Source organism: Neisseria sp. P0019.S002, from assembly GCF_051957155.1.
GTDB classification, from domain to species: Bacteria; Pseudomonadota; Gammaproteobacteria; order Burkholderiales; family Neisseriaceae; genus Neisseria; species Neisseria perflava.
Genome location: NZ_JBQCWS010000003.1, coordinates 93,145 through 109,474 on the forward strand (window position 1 = coordinate 93,145; position 16,330 = coordinate 109,474).

Consider the following 16,330-nt stretch of genomic DNA (forward strand, 5'->3'; position numbering starts at 1 on the left):
TTATTCCTGAAAATGCTGACGCGCCAAGGCTAAGGCCGTCTGAACATAATCGCTGTCTGCGTAAGGATCTAACGTGTGCGCCAAAGGAATTTTCCGCAACCAGGTCAACTGGCGTTTGGCAAGCTGGCGCGTGGCGACAATGCCTTTTTCGACAAAGGTGTCATAATCGGTTTCGCCTTCGAGATAATCCCAAGCCTGACGGTAGCCCACGCAGCGCATAGACGGCATATCTGCATGCAGCTGCGGATAATCGCGGCGTAAGGCGTGCATTTCATCGAGGAAACCGTGTTCCAGCATATTTAAAAAGCGTTTTTCGATTTGGCGGTGTAACAAATGGCGGTCTTCGGGAATCAGGGCAACCGTGCATAAATCCAATAAGGGCGCAGCCTGCTTCTGCTCTGTGAAATGTTCGCTCAAAGGCTTGCCGGTCAAAAAATAGACTTCCAAAGCGCGTTCAATACGCTGGCTGTCATTGGCTTTCAGACGGCCTGCCGTAATCGGGTCAACTTCCTGCAAACAGCGATACAGGCCTGCCAAACCATGTTCGTTCTTTTCCGCCTGAAGCTGTGCGCGCACCGCCGTATCTGCGCCGGGCAAATCGTTCAAACCTTCCGTCAGCGCATGGAAATACATCATCGTGCCGCCGACAATCAGCGGATAGCGACCGCGCGCATGTATTTCGTTCACCAAGCGCACGCAGTCGCCGACAAAATCTGCCGCACTGTAACTTTCCAGCGGCGAAATAATATCAATCAAATGATGCGGTACGGCGGCAAGCTCTTCGGCAGTCGGCTTGGCCGTACCGATGTCCATGCCGCGATACACCAGTGCGGAATCCAAACTGATGATTTCCACCGGCAGCGATTGGGCAATATTTAAGGCCAGTGCGGTTTTACCGCCGGCGGTCGGGCCGAGTACGGCGAAGGCTTTGGGCGCGTTCATAAGAAAACGGAAAAATTAAAAATGCGATTATAGCAAACCCGGGCAAACCATATTTCAGGCCGTCTGAAACATTTGCTCTACATTATCAAAAGCGTTACACTTGCTGCGCCGTTTCAGACGGCCTTTTATATTGATTTCAAACCTGCTGCTGCCGTCATTGCGCCGGCAGTCAAGCCGTCAGCGACACTGCGTCGCTGTAAACACGAAAGAACACACTATGACCGTATCTCCCGTAGCCTTGCGCCGTCAAACCGAGCGCAAGCCGCATCCGACTGCGCGTTATTGGAAAAAATGCGATGTCGAGGCTTTATTCGGACTGCCTTTCCTCGACCTCGTTTTCCAAGCCGCCGAAATCCACCGCCAAAACTTCAACCCGCGCGAAATCCAACTTTCCACCCTGCTCTCCATCAAAACCGGCGGCTGTCCCGAAGACTGCGCCTACTGCCCGCAATCGGCACACCACAACACCAATCTGGGCAAAGAGCAGATGATGGACGTGGACGAAATCGTCGAAAAAGCCAAAATTGCCCAATCGCGCGGCGCCAGCCGTTTCTGCATGGGCGCGGCATGGCGCGGCCCCAAACCCAAAGACGTGGCTGTCGTTTCCGAAATCATCAGCGCGGTGAAAGGCTTGGGCATGGAAGTGTGCGGCACCTTCGGCATGCTCGAAGACGGCATGGCTGAAGACTTCAAAAAAGCCGGTTTGGACTACTACAACCACAACCTCGACACCGACCCCGAACGCTACAACGACATCATCCACACCCGCAAACACGAAGACCGCATGGATACTTTGGGCAAAGTCCGCAATGCCGGTTTGAAAGTCTGCTGCGGCGGCATCGTCGGTATGAACGAAACCCGCGCCGAACGCGCCGGTCTGATTGCCAGCCTTGCCAACCTCGACCCTCAGCCCGAAAGCGTGCCGATTAACCAGTTGGTTAAAGTGGAAGGCACGCCGCTGGCCGATGCCGAAGATTTGGACTGGACGGAATTTGTCCGCACCATCGCCGTCGCTCGCATTACCATGCCGCACAGTTACGTCCGCCTGTCCGCTGGCCGCAGCAATATGCCGGAATCCATGCAGGCCATGTGTTTCATGGCTGGCGCAAACTCGATTTTCTACGGCGACAAGCTGCTGACTACGGGCAATCCGGACGAAGACGGCGACCGCCTGCTGATGGAAAAATTGAATTTGTATCCGCTGCGCTTTGAATTGGAAGAAGAATACAAAGCCGCGCAGGAAACGCCTAAAATCAAAGTTGATTATTAACCGCCATCATAAAAGGCCGTCTGAAACTTTTTCAGACGGCCTTTTATCGTTATTCAACATTAAAACTTTCAATCTTCCGTATCCATTCTTCCTTTTCCGCCTCGCTCAAAAACGAAGCGCGGAACGAATTGGCGCACAAGGTTTTGATTTCTTCCGCACTCAAATCCAAAGCCTCGGCAAGCGCTTCAAAATTGCGGTTCATATAGCCGCCGAAATACGCCGGATCATCGGAATTGACGGTTACCAACACGCCGCGTTGCAACATACGGCGTAAATTGTGTTTTGCCATTTCAGGGAACACTTTTAATTTCAAATTGCTCAACGGGCAAACGGTCAACGGCATTTGTTCTTTAATCAAACGCGCCATCAACGCCTTATCTTCTTCCGCCCGTACGCCATGATCGATACGGCAGACATGCAGTAAGTCCAAAGCCTCATAAACATATTCCGGCGGGCCTTCTTCTCCGGCATGTGCCACCGTCAATAAACCCTCCGCCCGCGCCTGCGCAAACACGCGCTCAAACTTGGACGGCGGATGCCCCAGTTCGCTCGAATCCAAGCCTACGCCGATGATGTGTTCTTTATAAGGCAAAGCCTGATTTAAGGTTTCAAATGCGCTTTCTTCCGACAAATGCCGCAGGAAACACATAATCAAACGCGTACTTATGCCCCATTGCTGCCTGGCTTCACGGCAGGCTCGGACAATGCCGTTAATCACAGTTTCAAACGCCACGCCACGCGCAGTATGGGTTTGCGGATCGAAAAATATTTCCGTATGCACGACATTGTCTTCGCGGCAACGCTCAAGATACGCGCGGGTCAAATCGTAAAAATCCGCCTCGTGCAACAATACGCCGGCACCGGCATAATAAATATCCAAAAACGACTGCAAATTGTGAAAATTATAAGCCTGCCGTACCGCATCGACATTTTCATAAGGAATCGCTATATGGTTGCGCTTGGCGATTTCAAACATCAACTCCGGCTCGAACGTCCCTTCGATATGGACGTGCAGCTCGGCTTTGGGCAAGGCTTGGATAAATTGTTTGATATTCATATTTTCTCTGATTTTCGGTTTATATTTAATATTGAAGGCCGTCTGAAACTTTCAGACGGCCTTTGACCATTTATTTGTTAAAAACCATTTTCCATCATGATTTCGCCGGGGATGCGGTTGCGATGCATGGCGTAGCCCAAATCCATTAGGGCTTGGAAAGTGTCTTTGACCATTGCCGGATTGCCGCAAACCATAAAGCGCGTATCGGCCTTGGTGAACTTAAAGCCGACTTTTTCTTCCAAGCCGCCATTCTTCAGCAATTCGGGAATCCGTTTACCGCTCAATGCGCCTTCCATTTCCTCACGCGTGGTAACCGGAACAAAAGTGAATTTATGGAAATATTCTTCAATCAGCGGATGCTCTTTCAAATCAGCAAGGCGCTGGTTGAAAATCAACTCGTCAGCATAAGAGACGGAATGAGCCAAAACCAAACGGTCGAAACGCTGCCAAATTTCAGGCTGCTCGATAATGGAGAGGAAAGGCGCAATGCCGGAACCCGTGCAGAGCATGACCAAGTCTTTGCCGTCAGGGAAACGCTCGGGCAAGAGGAAACCGGTAGCCGTTTTATCCAATAAAATAGTGTCGCCCTCTTTCATCGCAGCAAAACGCGCCGACATCGGGCCGCCTTCGATTAATACCGCGAAATACTCAAGCGTATCGGCGTATTCGGCAGACACGACTGAATACGCGCGCCAAATAAAGCCCTCGCCGTCACGGAAACCAAGGCGCGAAAACTGTCCTGCCGAAAAACGGTAGGACTCTGGACGGCTGATGGCAAAAGTCATCAGCTTAGGCGTATGGTGTTTGATCCACAAGACTTTTTCTTCGGTAAACTTGGCTTCTGGAGAAGCTGCCATAATAGGTTTCCTTGATATTTGGTATCAGTTTCAAATAGGGCTTATTATAAAGATTCAAAAGGCCGTCTGAAATATTTATTTTCAGACGGCCTTTAAGATTATTCACGACGCAAACGGATACTGATGCCTTTTTGTTCCAAAATCAAATCGTTACCATCAAAACGATAGTTCCACACGCTTTGTTTGCGCAAAAACGCATCTTCCAGCTTCATGTCTTCACACAGCATCATGCTTACCGCAATATGGCCAAAATCAATTTTGCCCGCTCCGATTACATTCGCTTGAAACATCATACCGTTACACCCCATCTTGCCATACGCCTTAGGCATCTCGCTCAAATCCAGATAGGCATCAGTACCGGCCAAATCTTTTTCAGTGAATTTATTGAAAGCGACAACACGCCATTTGGCGGCTAGAGTAGGTTGCGCCGTTTGTTGAGTTTGTACCTGCGATTTAGAGGCGTGTTCAGGCTGAGATACTGAAGGAGATGTACAAGCTGTCAAAACCACCATACTCATCAATGCACCGAATAATGTTTTCATATCTATTCCTTATGTATTACTAAAGGCCGTCTGAAAAACTATTCACCTTCAGACGGCCTTTAAGCCTTATTTACAAAGTCGTATCCAATGCTTTGGAAATATCGTTCCAAATATCGTCCACATCTTCGATTCCAACCGAGAAACGCAGCAGGCCGACTTTGATGCCCATTTCCATTTTCACATCATGCGGCACGCCGCTGTGGGATTGGGAATAGCAATGGTTGACCAAACTTTCCACACCGCCGAGGCTGGAAGCCATTTTGACCAGTTTCATGTTTTTAATCACACTATTGGCCGCTTCACGCGTGTCGTTTTTGAGATAAACCGTAACCACGCCGCCGATGCCTTGGGGCATTTGTGCTTGGGCAAGTTCATAATGTTCGTGCGACGGCAGGCCGGGATAGAACACTTTTTCAATGGCAGGATGGGCTTCCAAACGGCGCGCGATTTCGAGTGCGTTTTGGCAATGGGCGTTCATACGCAGAGCCAGCGTTTTGATGCCACGCAACACCAGCCAGCAGTCCATCGGACCTGCAATCGCGCCGGTATGCACCATCATGTCGTGCAAAGGCTGTGCCAGTTCTTTGGTTTTGGCCACAACGATGCCCATCAATACGTCGGAATGGCCGCACAAATATTTGGTAGCGGAATGGAACACAAAATCGCAACCCATATCCAACGGCTGTTGCAGATACGGCGTAGCAAAAGTGTTGTCGATGCCGACCAGCGCACCGGCCGCTTTGGCTTTCGCGGCAAGGGCTTTGACGTCTACCAAACGCAAAAGCGGGTTGGACGGCGTTTCCAGCCACACCAGTTTGACATTGTGCGCTTTGAGCAGCTCGTCCAAATTGTCGGGATTGCCCAAATCGGCAAAAACAACGTTCACCCCCCATTTTTGATAAACATCGACCAATAAATCATAAGCGCCGCCGTAAATATCGGCGACGGCAACAATGGTATCGCCAGGTTGCAGGAAAGTGCGCCACACTGCATCAATCCCCGCCATACCGCTGGAAAACGCAAAACCGGCCGCACCGTGCTCCAAATCGGCAACGGTATCTTCCAAGACTTGGCGGGTCGGGTTGCTCAGGCGCGAATAGCGGTAAGGAACCTGCTCGCCGATTTCGTGCAGCGCGAACATACTGTTTTGATAAATCGGCGGCATCAGCGCGCGGTTGTGTTCGTCGCAATCGTAGCTGGAATGGATGGCTTTCGTGGCGAATTTCATTTGATCTCTGCCTATGTAGATGTGAATAATCAAAGATTTTATCACTATCTGAAAAATAGAAACAATCAATGCAGGCAGATAAAGCAAGTGATATAATCTCGCATTTGCAAATCAGCCGATACGAGCCGATTCCCTCCACACGCATCTCAACAATCCTATCATGAAGGACATACCACGCATGAACGCCATTGCAGACGTGCAATCCAGCCGCGATTTACGCAACCTGCCGATTAATCAGGTCGGCATCAAAGACCTGCGCTTTCCAATCTCACTCAAAAGCAAAGAAGGCGAACAATCCACCGTCGCCCGCCTAACCATGACGGTTTTCCTGCCTGCCGACCAAAAAGGCACGCATATGTCGCGCTTTGTCGCCCTGATGGAAAAACAAACCGATGCTTTGGATTTTGATACGTTGCACAAACTGACCGCCGATATGGTCGCCCTATTGGATTCTCATTCCGGCAAAATCAGCGTTTCCTTCCCGTTTTTCCGCAAGAAAAGCGCGCCGGTCTCCGGCATCCAATCGCTGCTCGACTATGATGTTACCCTGACCGGCGAAATCAAAAACGGTACATACAGCCACAATCTGAAAGTAATGGTTCCGGTTACTTCATTGTGTCCGTGTTCCAAAGAAATTTCCCAATACGGCGCGCACAACCAACGTTCGCATGTGACCGTTAGCCTGATTGCAAACGCGGAAGTAGGCATTGAAGAAATCATCGATTACGTCGAAGCGCAAGCAAGCTGCCAGCTCTACGGCTTGCTCAAACGCCCTGATGAAAAGTATGTAACGGAAAAAGCATACGAAAATCCGAAGTTTGTCGAAGACATGGTTCGCGATGTGGCCACTGCGCTGATTGCCGACAAACGCATCGAATCATTCGTCGTCGAAAGCGAAAACTTCGAATCGATACACAACCATTCCGCTTACGCTTATATCGCTTATCCTTAAAGCCAAGCCAAATAGCAACAAAGGCCGTCTGAACATTTCAGACGGCCTTTGGCATAAATTGAACGATAACATGAGACTATCGGTCATATATGGGCAACCCTATTTCGATATAATTCAAAAGCATTAGATTTCTCTCGCAATATTTAACATAAATTAAGCCGATTGTTTTCCCCATCATTTATAATGACGGTTTCTCAACGGCATATCCGTGGATATTATGAAAAAATTCCTTTATTTCCTCATTGCATTTTTAGGCTTGAGCAGCTTCGCATTTGCAGTAGACGCCAATGATTTGCTGCCCCCTGAGCAAGCCTTTGTACCTCAAGTCAATGTAACCGACCAAGGCATCAGCGTGCAGTTCAAAATCGCTGACGGCTACTATATGTACCAGTCCAAAATCGTTGCAGCGACCAATCCTGACAAAGTCTTGGCCGAACCCAAATTCAGCAAAGGCGAAGAAAAAGAAGACGAATTCTTCGGCAAACAAACGGTTTACCACCATACCGCACAGGTTGACCTGCCTTACAAACAAGCCGCGCCGCAATACAAACTGACGCTGACTTATCAAGGCTGTGCCGAAGTGGGTGTGTGTTATCCGCCGGTGGACACCGAGTTTGACGTAAAAGGCAACGGGGTTTACCAACCGCAAAGCGACGAGCCGGTTTCTGCCAAAGACCGCTTTTTGCAACCATCCGCCTCTTCAGACGGCCAAATGCCCACGCAACCCGCTACAAACAATCCCGACAGCAGCCGCTTCAAGCTCTCTTGGGATACTTTAAACGCCAACCTGTTGGCGTTTTTTGTCGCAGGTTTGGGCTTAAGCTTTACCGCCTGTATGTATCCGCTCCTGCCGATTGTTTCCAGCATTGTCGTGGGCGATAAAAAAGCCGGTAAAGGCCGCGCGTTTACCTTGTCGATGGTGTATGTACAAGGCTTGGCATTGACCTATACCTTGGTCGGCGTGATTGCCGGTTTGACCGGCGCGCTGTTGACCGTATGGTTGCAACAGCCTTGGGTCGTACTTGCCGCCTCCGCGTTGATGGTGGTACTGGCGCTGTCTATGTTTGGCCTCTTCAATATCCAGCTGCCCAACTCCGTCCAATCCTATTTCCAAAACCAAAGCAACAAACTCTCCGGCGGTAAAATCGTTTCCGTCTTCATCATGGGTATTTTGTCCGCCCTGATTGTCGGCCCTTGCGTTGCGCCTCCGCTGGCATTTGCTTTGGGCTATATCGGCCAGACCGGCGATGCCGTCTTGGGCGGTCTGGCGCTTTATGTCTTGGCACTCGGCACCGGCGTACCGCTCATCATCATCGGTACATTCGGCGGCCATATCCTGCCTAAAGCAGGCGACTGGATGAACGGCATCAAATACGCATTCGGCTTCATTCTGCTGGCCGTTGCCGTATACCTTGCCACACCGCATCTGCCTTATTTCGCAGTAGTCGGCCTCTACACCTTGCTGATGATTGTTCCCGCCCTTATGCTTTTGGCGAAATCCGGCAAACAAAAAGGCCGTCTGAAAACGGTTGCCGCCGTATTGGGCTTTTTACTACTGATTGGCGGCTCATGGTTTGGCTGGCAGAGCTTCAATAAACAAACCACCGCCCTGCACCACTTCTTAACGCTGGTTCCGCCATCCGAAGCCGGACAAGAAACCGACCACGGCAAAATGTTTACCGATGTTGGCGAACTCAAAGCCGCTATGGATGCCGCCTTGAAAGCCGATCCTAGCAAGCCCGTGCTGATTGATTTCTACGCCGACTGGTGCGTATCCTGCAAAGAAATGGCCGCCTATACGCTCAACCAGCCGCAGGTACACGAAGCAGTCGATATGCAACGCTTCTTCCAAATCGACGTAACCGCCAACACTCCAGACCATCAAGCCTTACTGAAAGAATACGGCCTCTTCGGCCCTCCGGGCGTGTTTGTTGTCCGCGCCGACGGCAGTCATAGCGAACCCTTATTAGGCTTTGTCAAACCCGATGCCTTCATCGAATGGTATCGCCAAAACGAGAAATAGCCGTCTATAAAAAGGCCGTCTGAAAACAGATTTTCAGACGGCCTTTTCCTATGTTCAAAAATTAAAACTCATCTTGATGCCAACGCGTAGAACGCAAAATGCTGGAATCCACATCTTGAATATTGCGATGACCGGTAAACGCCATAGAAATATCCATTTCTTTATACAGGATTTCCAGCGCACGGGTCACGCCTTCTTCACCATACGCACCCAAACCATACAGGAACGCGCGGCCTATCATCGTACCTTTCGCACCCAATGCCCAAGCCTTCAAAATATCCTGACCGCTGCGGATGCCGCTGTCCATCCAAACCTCGATGTCGCTGCCCACCGCGCTGACCACATCCGGCAAAGCCTTAATGGCAGACACGGTATCGTCAAGCTGACGGCCGCCATGATTGGAAACGACCAATGCGTCCGCGCCACTTTTCGCTGCCTTTTCCGCATCTTCAGGTTCCATAATGCCTTTGATAATCAGCTTGCCGCCCCACAAATCTTTAATGCGTGCTACATCGTCCCAGCTCAGGCGCGGGTCGAATTGTTCGGAAGTCCATGAAGACAGCGAAGACAAATCGCCCACGTTTTTCGCATGACCGACAATATTGCGGAAGGTGCGGCGTTCCGTGTTCAGCATTTTCATGCACCATTCCGGTTTAGTCGCCAAATTGATTAAATTGGCGATGGTCGGTTTCGGCGGCGCAGACAGGCCGTTTTTGATGTCTTTATGGCGTTGACCCAAAACCTGCAAATCGGCTGTCAATACCAAAGCCGAACATTTGGCATCCTTCGCGCGCTTAATCAGGTTTTCCATAAACTCGCGATCGCGCATCACATAAAGCTGAAACCAAAACGGCGAGCTGGTGTTTTCAGCCACATCTTCAATCGAACAAATGGACATGGTCGACAGCGTAAACGGAATACCAAATTTTTCCGCCGCCCGCGCCGCCAAGATTTCGCCGTCGGCGTGCGCCATACCCGTGAAACCTGTTGGCGCAATCGCTACCGGCATTTTCACATCCTGCCCAATCATTTTGGTTTCGAGACTGCGCCCCTCCATATTAACCAATACCTTTTGGCGGAAACGGATGTCTTTAAAATCCGAAGTGTTTTCACGATAAGTGGTTTCCGTCCAAGAGCCTGAGTCAATATAGTCATAAAACATACGCGGCATTTTACGTTTAGCAACAAGGCGCAAGTCTTCGATACAGGTTATTTTGCTTAAATCACATTTCATTGTCGATTGCCTCTGTTAAGGTAAAGATGGATGGTCAAGGCCGTCTGAACATCTCAAACACCTCATTATTTTACTCCATCAAAACAACTAAATTTTAAGAATAATTTTGATAATCTATATCAGTATCAATAGTAAATCAAAACATTTTAACCCTGATATTTGTAGGGTTGATAGCCTTTTTTCAGAAGGCCTTAAATCCAAACTACAGAAAAATAAAGAAAATATTTTCCGATTTAAAAATCAGCCAATGCCACCATTTAAACAAACAATCAAACCGAGCCGCCACATACTTGACTGAAATACTCAGATATTAGACAATTCCCTCCACTAATAAAAACGCCCACACAGGCAACCACACCATGAGACTGACTACCAAAGGGCGATTTGCAGTAACCGCCATGATAGATTTGGCGATGAACGCGCAAACCGGTGCTGTCAAACTCAGTGCCATTAGCGAACGACAAAGCATATCGCTCTCCTACCTCGAACAATTATTCAGCAAGCTGCGCCGTGCCGGATTGGTTGAAAGCCTACGCGGCCCAGGCGGAGGCTACATCCTTGCCGCGCCCGCCGAGCAAATCAATATTGCACAAATCATTTCCGCAGCCGAAGACCGACTGGATGCCACACAATGCGGCAGCAAAGCAAACTGCCACCACGGCGCCCCCTGTCTGACCCATGACCTTTGGGAAAACTTAAACAAAACCATCAATGATTACCTCAGCGGCGTTACACTGCAAAGCATCATTGAACAAAAAAACTGCAGCGACAGCAGTCATGTCGTTACCTTTACACACATTCATTAAACCGACTTGCGGCAAAGACCGCAGGCAGATGACCAAACGAAAGAGCAAACCATGACCGTCAAAACCCCCGTATACCTCGACTACGCCGCCACCACTCCCGTTGACCGCCGCGTTGCCGAAAAAATGATTCCCTACCTGTCCGATATTTTCGGCAACCCAGCTTCCAACAGCCACAGCTTCGGTTGGGAAGCAGAAGAAGCGGTAGAAAAAGCACGCGCAGACATTGCAGCCCTGATTAACGCTGACTCCAAAGAAATCGTTTTTACCAGCGGTGCAACCGAATCCAACAACCTCGCCATTAAAGGCGCGGCGCACTTCTACAAATCCAAAGGCAACCACCTCATCACCGTAAAAACCGAGCACAAAGCTGTGCTCGACACCATGCGCGAACTCGAACGCCAAGGTTACGAAGTGACTTACTTGGATGTACAAGAAAACGGTTTGGTTGATTTAGACGTACTGAAAGCCGCCATCCGCGAAGACACCATCCTCGTTTCCGTAATGTGGGTAAACAACGAAATCGGCGTAGTTCAAGATATTCCTGCCATCGGTGAAATCTGCCGCGAACGCAAAATCATTTTCCACGTTGATGCAGCACAAGCATGCGGTAAAGTGCCTGTTGACGTTGAAGCTGCCAAAGTTGATTTGTTGTCTATGTCCGGCCACAAAGTATACGGCCCTAAAGGCATCGGCGCCCTATATGTACGCCGTAAACCACGCGTCCGCCTCGAAGCCCAAATGCACGGCGGCGGCCACGAACGCGGTTTCCGTTCCGGCACATTGCCGACCCACCAAATCGTTGGTATGGGCGAAGCCTTCCGCATTGCCAAAGAAGAATTGGCACAAGACACTGCACACTACCTGAAACTGCGCGATATCTTCCTCAAAGGTATCGAAGGCATCGAAGAAGTCTACATCAACGGCGACCTCGAACACCGCGCTCCAAACAACCTGAACGTCAGCTTCAACTTCGTCGAAGGCGAAAGCCTGATTATGGCGGTGAAAGAACTCGCAGTATCCAGCGGCTCCGCCTGTACTTCCGCAAGCCTTGAGCCAAGCTACGTTTTACGCGCACTCGGCCGCAACGACGAGTTGGCACATTCCTCCCTGCGCATCACCTTCGGCCGCATGACCACCGAAGAAGAAGTCCAATTCGCAGCAGAACTGATTAAATCCAAAATCGGCAAACTGCGTGAACTGTCTCCGCTGTGGGAAATGTTTAAAGAAGGTATCGATTTGAACTCGATTGAATGGGCGGCGCATTAATCCGCATTTATAAAAGGCCGTCTGAAAATCAACAAAACTTTTCAGACGACCTATATATAGATTTCATTTGATCCCCTAGCCCCACTAAGGCATAACTTTTAGATTAAAGACATAAACTATGGACGAACAAGAACTCGACCTCGACAATCTCGACAACCTGCTCGAAGATTTTGACGGTGTTACCGTAGAAGGCGGCGTTGATTCAGAGAATGATGACGGCTGCGAAGGTGGCGCATGCAAAATCTAAACTTCAGGCCGTCTGAATATTCGTAAACAAACCATTTACACCATTAAAAACATAAAGGAAACCACATCATGGCATACAGCGATAAAGTAATCGATCACTACGAAAATCCTCGCAACGTCGGTACTTTCGATAAAAACGACGAATCTGTCGGTACCGGCATGGTCGGTGCACCGGCCTGCGGTGACGTAATGCGTCTGCAAATCAAAGTAAACGATGAGGGTATTATCGAAGATGCAAAATTTAAAACTTACGGCTGCGGCTCTGCTATCGCTTCTTCCAGCCTGATTACCGAGTGGGTCAAAGGCAAAAGCCTTGATGATGCACTGGCAATCAAAAACAGTGAAATTGCCGAAGAGTTGGAATTGCCTCCAGTTAAAATCCACTGCTCCATCTTAGCTGAAGATGCGGTAAAAGCAGCCGTTGCCGACTATCGCAAACGTCAGGAAAACAAATAATCTTGTTTGCCAGATACTTAGTTTGTAGATATTAATGCCTAAATCGGCTTGATAGGTCCAACTTGCCATATAAGTGCGCCTGTACCTGTAAAATCAAAGAGGGCGATATGCCTTTTACCGATGAAGAAATCCAATCCCTACTTGCTGTCAAAGGCATAGGTAAAACCATATTGCAGAGTTTGCAGCAAATGGGATTGATGATATTGCCACTCTGGCGGTTGCGGATTTAGACGATATTTTGGAACAGGGCGCACAATTGACTGGCTCGACTTGTTGGAAAAACAGTCCGCAGGCAAAAGCTGCCATTACTGCCGCAATAGAGTGGGCAAAACAGCGTTTTCAGACGGCCTGATAGTCAAGAGGCCGTCTGAAATAAAAAAGCAGGCAAAACAGAAAATGATTGCGAAATGAGGAAAAAAGCATGATTACCATCACAGAAAACGCAGCCAAACACATCAACAACTATCTGACCAAACGCGGCAAAGGCTTGGGCGTGCGCTTGGGAGTGAAAACCAGTGGCTGCTCGGGCATGGCATACAACCTTGAATTTGTCGATGAAGTGAACGAGGATGACCTGATTTTTGAAGAACACGGCGCGCGCGTTTATATCGACCCGAAAAGCTTGGTTTATCTAGACGGCACGCAAGTCGATTACACCAAAGAAGGCTTACAGGAAGGTTTCAAATTTGAGAATCCGAATGTCAAAGACTCTTGCGGCTGCGGTGAGAGCTTCCACGTTTAAAATATGAAAAATGGCGGGAAAGTATCAAAACCATCCCGCCATTTTTTGGCTCCTTGCCTATTATAGCTGCCCTTGCCTTTTCTTTTTCGTTCTACTTTGTGTCGGAACAAATCAGATTTGACTAAGGCTTTTAAGGCATTGTCTCGTATCTTGCCTTTATTATGCTGTACCTTACCGGTCATATTGTTTTCCTTTCGTATAAACAGTTTTTGGATTATATCGTAAAATAATCCTCTTCTTTAGATTTTTTCCCTTAATATCATGTCTCAATATTTCAACCTCTTTCAGCTTGAGCCATCTTTCAATATTGATACCGAAGCACTCGAACAGACCTATCGAGCTTTAGCTGCCCGTTTTCATCCCGATAAATTTGCTTCTGCTTCAGCTTTTGAGCAGAAACAAGCCGTCATGATGTCTTCTACAATTAATGATGCCTACCGCACATTAAAAAGCCCTATTGATCGGGCCACTTATCTCTTGAAAAGTCAAAATATCGATGCTGATGCACCTGAACATACTTCGTTTTCACCAGAATTCCTCATGCAGCAGATGGAATGGCGGGAAACATTGATGGATGCTCAAATGGAACAAAACCATGATGCCATCCGAGCGCTAGATCAAGAAATTCAAGAAGCACAAAGCAACCTATATCAAGATTTGCAACAAGCATTTGAACAACAGGATTATGAATCAGCCGCTCAATGGGTACGGCATGGACGCTTTCTTAATAAACTTCGCAATGAAATTGCTTCAATCTTATAAAGTGCATATGCTGTTACGTTTACCCAAGTTTTATAGCAAATGATTTTATATGCAAAACAAAAAACCGTATCAGATAAATCTAATACGGTTTTCTTATTATATTAACTACCTATTAGCGTTTTTTACCGGTAACAGTAGCAACAGCCAGGTTTTCGTTACGTTTCAGAGAAACGCTTTCAACACCTTCTGGCAATTTGATGTCTGACAAGTGCAGAATGTCGCCGGCAACTACTGATGCACAATCCAGCTCCAAGAAAGCAGGAATGTTTGCAGGCAAAGCAACTACTTCAACAGAAGTGTTCAACAGAGATACGCGACCACCTTGCAATTTAACAGCTTGAGAGTTTTCAGCGTTAACAATGTGCAGAGGAACGCGGATACGTACAGGTTGATCAGCTTTTACAGCTTGGAAGTCGATGTGTTGAACTTCGCGACGGAATGGGTGCATTTGGAAGTCACGCACGATAACATCTTTAGTTTCACCGTTCAAAGACAGTTTGATCAAAGCAGTATGGAAAGATTCTTTTTCCAATGCGTAGAATACAGTTTTGTGGTCTACAGCGATAGCAACAGGCTCTTGACCTTCACCGTACAGGATGCCAGGGATTTGGCCTTCGCGACGCAGGCGGCGGCTCGCACCAGTGCCTTGGGCTTCGCGAACAGAGGCTTGAATTTCGTAAGTCATGTTTAATACTCCAATTTAGATAAAATCGTCGTCATCGGCCGCGACCAGCTTAAGACGACATCGGGTTATGGCAGCAACATGCCGCCAGTCATCACATCTTCATTGAAAAGATATGAGACGGATTCTTCATTGCTGATACGGCGTACCGTTTCAGCCAGCAAACCGGCAATGGTAACTTGACGGATGCGTTCACATTTTTTAGCTGCTTCAGACAATGGAATCGTATCTGTCACAACTACTTGGTCAATTTCGGAAGAAGCAATTCGATTCACTGCTTCGCCGGAGAATACTGCATGGCTGGCGTATGCCAGTACACGATCTGCACCGCGCTCTTTCAGGGCAACGGCTGCTTTACATAAGGTGTTTGCCGTATCAATCATATCATCTACAATCAAGCACGTACGGCCTTGAATATCGCCAATAATGTTCATCACTTCAGCCACATTGGCTTTAGGACGACGCTTGTCGATAATAGCCAAATCAGCATTTAAAGATTTAGCAACAGCACGTGCACGTACAACACCACCGATATCGGGGCTGACAACAGTCAGATTTTCGATACGTTGTTGTTTAATATCGTTCAATAAAATCGGGGTGGCGTAAATATTATCTACCGGAATATCGAAGAAACCTTGAATTTGGTCGGCATGCAAGTCAACAGTCAATACGCGGTCGATGCCTGCCGAGTACAACATATTCGCTACCAATTTAGCAGAAATCGGTACACGAACAGAGCGAGGACGACGATCTTGACGCGCATAACCAAAGTAAGGAATCGCGGCAGTAATACGACCGGCAGAAGCACGTTTGAGTGCATCGGCCATAGTCAAAATTTCCATCAGGTTGTCATTGGTTGGCGCACAGGTAGGTTGCAAAATAAACACATCGCGACCACGCACATTTTCCAACAATTCAATGGCTACTTCGCCATCAGAGAATTTGGAAACGGTGGCTTCGCCGAGTGAAATATCCAAATGTTTGACAACACGTTGCGCCAATTCCGGATTTGCATTACCGGTAAACACCATTAAACTGTCATAAGCAGCCATATCTTCACCTGATTCTAGATTTGATTTACGCTCAGAAAACATTACGCTTCCCTTTGCCCTATGTCTAAGACACTAATTACACGATTATACGCGTAAAGACGGGTAAAAAAAAGTTTTTCAGCGTTATTTTGCTCTTAGCGTAAAAAAGCGTGTAAGAAAACTTACACGCTTTTATTTGGCTGGGGAGGAAGGATTCGAACCTTCGCATGCTGG

The 16,330-nt window shown here is 48.3% G+C and carries 17 protein-coding genes and 2 pseudogenes; 10 read left to right on the top strand and 9 right to left on the bottom strand.

All coding sequences use genetic code 11. The features are described from left to right. Nucleotides 1–942 carry a tRNA (adenosine(37)-N6)-dimethylallyltransferase MiaA gene (gene miaA, locus ACTHTY_RS05770; RefSeq protein WP_440366741.1) on the bottom strand — a complete coding sequence of 314 codons (942 nt, stop codon included), beginning with the start codon at nt 940–942 and terminating at the stop codon, nt 1–3. A 217-nt stretch (nt 943–1,159) separates the two neighbouring features. Between miaA and bioB the strand changes: the two genes are divergently transcribed. Beyond that, complete coding sequence (gene bioB / locus ACTHTY_RS05775) at nt 1,160–2,212, top strand: biotin synthase BioB (protein ID WP_004519884.1); 1,053 nt, start codon at nt 1,160–1,162, stop codon at nt 2,210–2,212. 49 nt (nt 2,213–2,261) lie between these two features. Here bioB and ACTHTY_RS05780 read toward each other — a convergent pair whose 3' ends face one another. The 4 genes from ACTHTY_RS05780 to ACTHTY_RS05795 form a co-directional block, all read right to left on the bottom strand. Further along, nucleotides 2,262–3,269 (bottom strand): adenosine deaminase, encoded by a 1,008-nt coding sequence (locus ACTHTY_RS05780; protein ID WP_440366742.1) that lies wholly within the window; start codon nt 3,267–3,269, stop codon nt 2,262–2,264. A gap of 77 nt (nt 3,270–3,346) precedes the next feature. Beyond that, on the bottom strand, nt 3,347–4,126 hold the full coding sequence (locus tag ACTHTY_RS05785) for a ferredoxin--NADP reductase (protein ID WP_440366743.1): 780 nt from the start codon (nt 4,124–4,126) through the stop codon (nt 3,347–3,349). A 98-nt stretch (nt 4,127–4,224) separates the two neighbouring features. Then, the gene (locus ACTHTY_RS05790; RefSeq protein WP_440366744.1) at nt 4,225–4,668 is read right to left on the bottom strand and encodes an META domain-containing protein; all 444 of its coding nucleotides are present in this window, start codon (nt 4,666–4,668) and stop codon (nt 4,225–4,227) included. 70 nt (nt 4,669–4,738) lie between these two features. After that, nucleotides 4,739–5,896 carry a trans-sulfuration enzyme family protein gene (locus ACTHTY_RS05795; protein ID WP_440366745.1) on the bottom strand — a complete coding sequence of 386 codons (1,158 nt, stop codon included), beginning with the start codon at nt 5,894–5,896 and terminating at the stop codon, nt 4,739–4,741. A 178-nt stretch (nt 5,897–6,074) separates the two neighbouring features. On the opposite strand from ACTHTY_RS05795, the gene folE2 reads away from it, so the two are divergent. Beyond that, entirely contained in the window at nt 6,075–6,848 is a 774-nt protein-coding gene (gene folE2, locus ACTHTY_RS05800) for a GTP cyclohydrolase FolE2 (protein WP_440366746.1), read from the top strand. A gap of 217 nt (nt 6,849–7,065) precedes the next feature. Then, nucleotides 7,066–8,871, top strand: coding sequence for a protein-disulfide reductase DsbD (dsbD, locus tag ACTHTY_RS05805; RefSeq protein ID WP_440367029.1), 1,806 nt, complete (start codon nt 7,066–7,068; stop codon nt 8,869–8,871). 61 nt (nt 8,872–8,932) lie between these two features. On the opposite strand, the gene ACTHTY_RS05810 is transcribed toward dsbD, so the two are convergent. Beyond that, nucleotides 8,933–10,105, bottom strand: a complete 1,173-nt coding sequence (locus ACTHTY_RS05810; RefSeq protein ID WP_049335278.1) for an alpha-hydroxy acid oxidase — start codon at nt 10,103–10,105, stop codon at nt 8,933–8,935. Nucleotides 10,106–10,464: 359 nt separating this feature from the next. Between ACTHTY_RS05810 and iscR the strand changes: the two genes are divergently transcribed. From iscR to iscA, 6 genes and pseudogenes are all read left to right on the top strand, one after another. Continuing rightward, complete coding sequence (iscR, locus tag ACTHTY_RS05815; RefSeq protein WP_003746476.1) at nt 10,465–10,911, top strand: Fe-S cluster assembly transcriptional regulator IscR; 447 nt, start codon at nt 10,465–10,467, stop codon at nt 10,909–10,911. A 51-nt stretch (nt 10,912–10,962) separates the two neighbouring features. Continuing rightward, nucleotides 10,963–12,177 carry an IscS subfamily cysteine desulfurase gene (locus ACTHTY_RS05820; RefSeq protein ID WP_004519895.1) on the top strand — a complete coding sequence of 405 codons (1,215 nt, stop codon included), beginning with the start codon at nt 10,963–10,965 and terminating at the stop codon, nt 12,175–12,177. Nucleotides 12,178–12,295: 118 nt separating this feature from the next. Further along, complete coding sequence (locus ACTHTY_RS05825) at nt 12,296–12,424, top strand: hypothetical protein (protein WP_004519897.1); 129 nt, start codon at nt 12,296–12,298, stop codon at nt 12,422–12,424. A gap of 68 nt (nt 12,425–12,492) precedes the next feature. Continuing rightward, nucleotides 12,493–12,879, top strand: coding sequence for a Fe-S cluster assembly scaffold IscU (iscU, locus tag ACTHTY_RS05830; RefSeq protein WP_003674559.1), 387 nt, complete (start codon nt 12,493–12,495; stop codon nt 12,877–12,879). A gap of 107 nt (nt 12,880–12,986) precedes the next feature. After that, a pseudogene (locus ACTHTY_RS05835) lies at nt 12,987–13,231 on the top strand (recombinase RecA). Nucleotides 13,232–13,300: 69 nt separating this feature from the next. Beyond that, a complete protein-coding gene (gene iscA, locus ACTHTY_RS05840; protein ID WP_049330777.1) occupies nt 13,301–13,621 on the top strand; it encodes an iron-sulfur cluster assembly protein IscA in 321 nt (106 codons plus the stop codon). Here iscA and ACTHTY_RS05845 read toward each other — a convergent pair. Then, nucleotides 13,581–13,803: pseudogene (locus ACTHTY_RS05845) on the bottom strand (alternative ribosome-rescue factor A). The gene iscA and the pseudogene ACTHTY_RS05845 sit on opposite strands and share 41 nt — an antisense overlap. Before the next feature lie 79 nt (nt 13,804–13,882). Here ACTHTY_RS05845 and hscB point away from each other — a divergent pair. Then, nucleotides 13,883–14,383 carry a Fe-S protein assembly co-chaperone HscB gene (gene hscB / locus ACTHTY_RS05850; protein ID WP_440366749.1) on the top strand — a complete coding sequence of 167 codons (501 nt, stop codon included), beginning with the start codon at nt 13,883–13,885 and terminating at the stop codon, nt 14,381–14,383. A 112-nt stretch (nt 14,384–14,495) separates the two neighbouring features. On the opposite strand, the gene ACTHTY_RS05855 is transcribed toward hscB, so the two are convergent. Together ACTHTY_RS05855 and ACTHTY_RS05860 are read right to left on the bottom strand one after the other, a co-directional pair. Next, nucleotides 14,496–15,068: a 50S ribosomal protein L25/general stress protein Ctc gene (locus tag ACTHTY_RS05855; protein ID WP_004519902.1), complete on the bottom strand. Its 573-nt coding sequence runs from the start codon at nt 15,066–15,068 to the stop codon at nt 14,496–14,498. 65 nt (nt 15,069–15,133) lie between these two features. Next, a complete protein-coding gene (locus ACTHTY_RS05860; protein ID WP_107723665.1) occupies nt 15,134–16,117 on the bottom strand; it encodes a ribose-phosphate pyrophosphokinase in 984 nt (327 codons plus the stop codon). Between the last annotated feature and the right edge of the window lie 213 nt (nt 16,118–16,330).

What these genes read in the sequence shown, in the direction of transcription:
- iscU (WP_003674559.1), top strand. Translation starts at nt 12,493, where the DNA reads ATGGCATACAGCGATAAAGTAATCGATCACTACGAAAATCCTCGCAAC.
- ACTHTY_RS05860 (WP_107723665.1), bottom strand. Translation starts at nt 16,117, where the DNA reads ATGGCTGCTTATGACAGTTTAATGGTGTTTACCGGTAATGCAAATCCG.
- miaA (WP_440366741.1), bottom strand. Translation starts at nt 942, where the DNA reads ATGAACGCGCCCAAAGCCTTCGCCGTACTCGGCCCGACCGCCGGCGGT.
- folE2 (WP_440366746.1), top strand. Translation starts at nt 6,075, where the DNA reads ATGAACGCCATTGCAGACGTGCAATCCAGCCGCGATTTACGCAACCTG.
- iscA (WP_049330777.1), top strand. Translation starts at nt 13,301, where the DNA reads ATGATTACCATCACAGAAAACGCAGCCAAACACATCAACAACTATCTG.
- hscB (WP_440366749.1), top strand. Translation starts at nt 13,883, where the DNA reads ATGTCTCAATATTTCAACCTCTTTCAGCTTGAGCCATCTTTCAATATT.
- ACTHTY_RS05820 (WP_004519895.1), top strand. Translation starts at nt 10,963, where the DNA reads ATGACCGTCAAAACCCCCGTATACCTCGACTACGCCGCCACCACTCCC.
- ACTHTY_RS05810 (WP_049335278.1), bottom strand. Translation starts at nt 10,105, where the DNA reads ATGAAATGTGATTTAAGCAAAATAACCTGTATCGAAGACTTGCGCCTT.
- ACTHTY_RS05855 (WP_004519902.1), bottom strand. Translation starts at nt 15,068, where the DNA reads ATGACTTACGAAATTCAAGCCTCTGTTCGCGAAGCCCAAGGCACTGGT.
- dsbD (WP_440367029.1), top strand. Translation starts at nt 7,066, where the DNA reads ATGAAAAAATTCCTTTATTTCCTCATTGCATTTTTAGGCTTGAGCAGC.
- ACTHTY_RS05785 (WP_440366743.1), bottom strand. Translation starts at nt 4,126, where the DNA reads ATGGCAGCTTCTCCAGAAGCCAAGTTTACCGAAGAAAAAGTCTTGTGG.
- ACTHTY_RS05825 (WP_004519897.1), top strand. Translation starts at nt 12,296, where the DNA reads ATGGACGAACAAGAACTCGACCTCGACAATCTCGACAACCTGCTCGAA.
- bioB (WP_004519884.1), top strand. Translation starts at nt 1,160, where the DNA reads ATGACCGTATCTCCCGTAGCCTTGCGCCGTCAAACCGAGCGCAAGCCG.
- iscR (WP_003746476.1), top strand. Translation starts at nt 10,465, where the DNA reads ATGAGACTGACTACCAAAGGGCGATTTGCAGTAACCGCCATGATAGAT.
- ACTHTY_RS05795 (WP_440366745.1), bottom strand. Translation starts at nt 5,896, where the DNA reads ATGAAATTCGCCACGAAAGCCATCCATTCCAGCTACGATTGCGACGAA.
- ACTHTY_RS05790 (WP_440366744.1), bottom strand. Translation starts at nt 4,668, where the DNA reads ATGAAAACATTATTCGGTGCATTGATGAGTATGGTGGTTTTGACAGCT.
- ACTHTY_RS05780 (WP_440366742.1), bottom strand. Translation starts at nt 3,269, where the DNA reads ATGAATATCAAACAATTTATCCAAGCCTTGCCCAAAGCCGAGCTGCAC.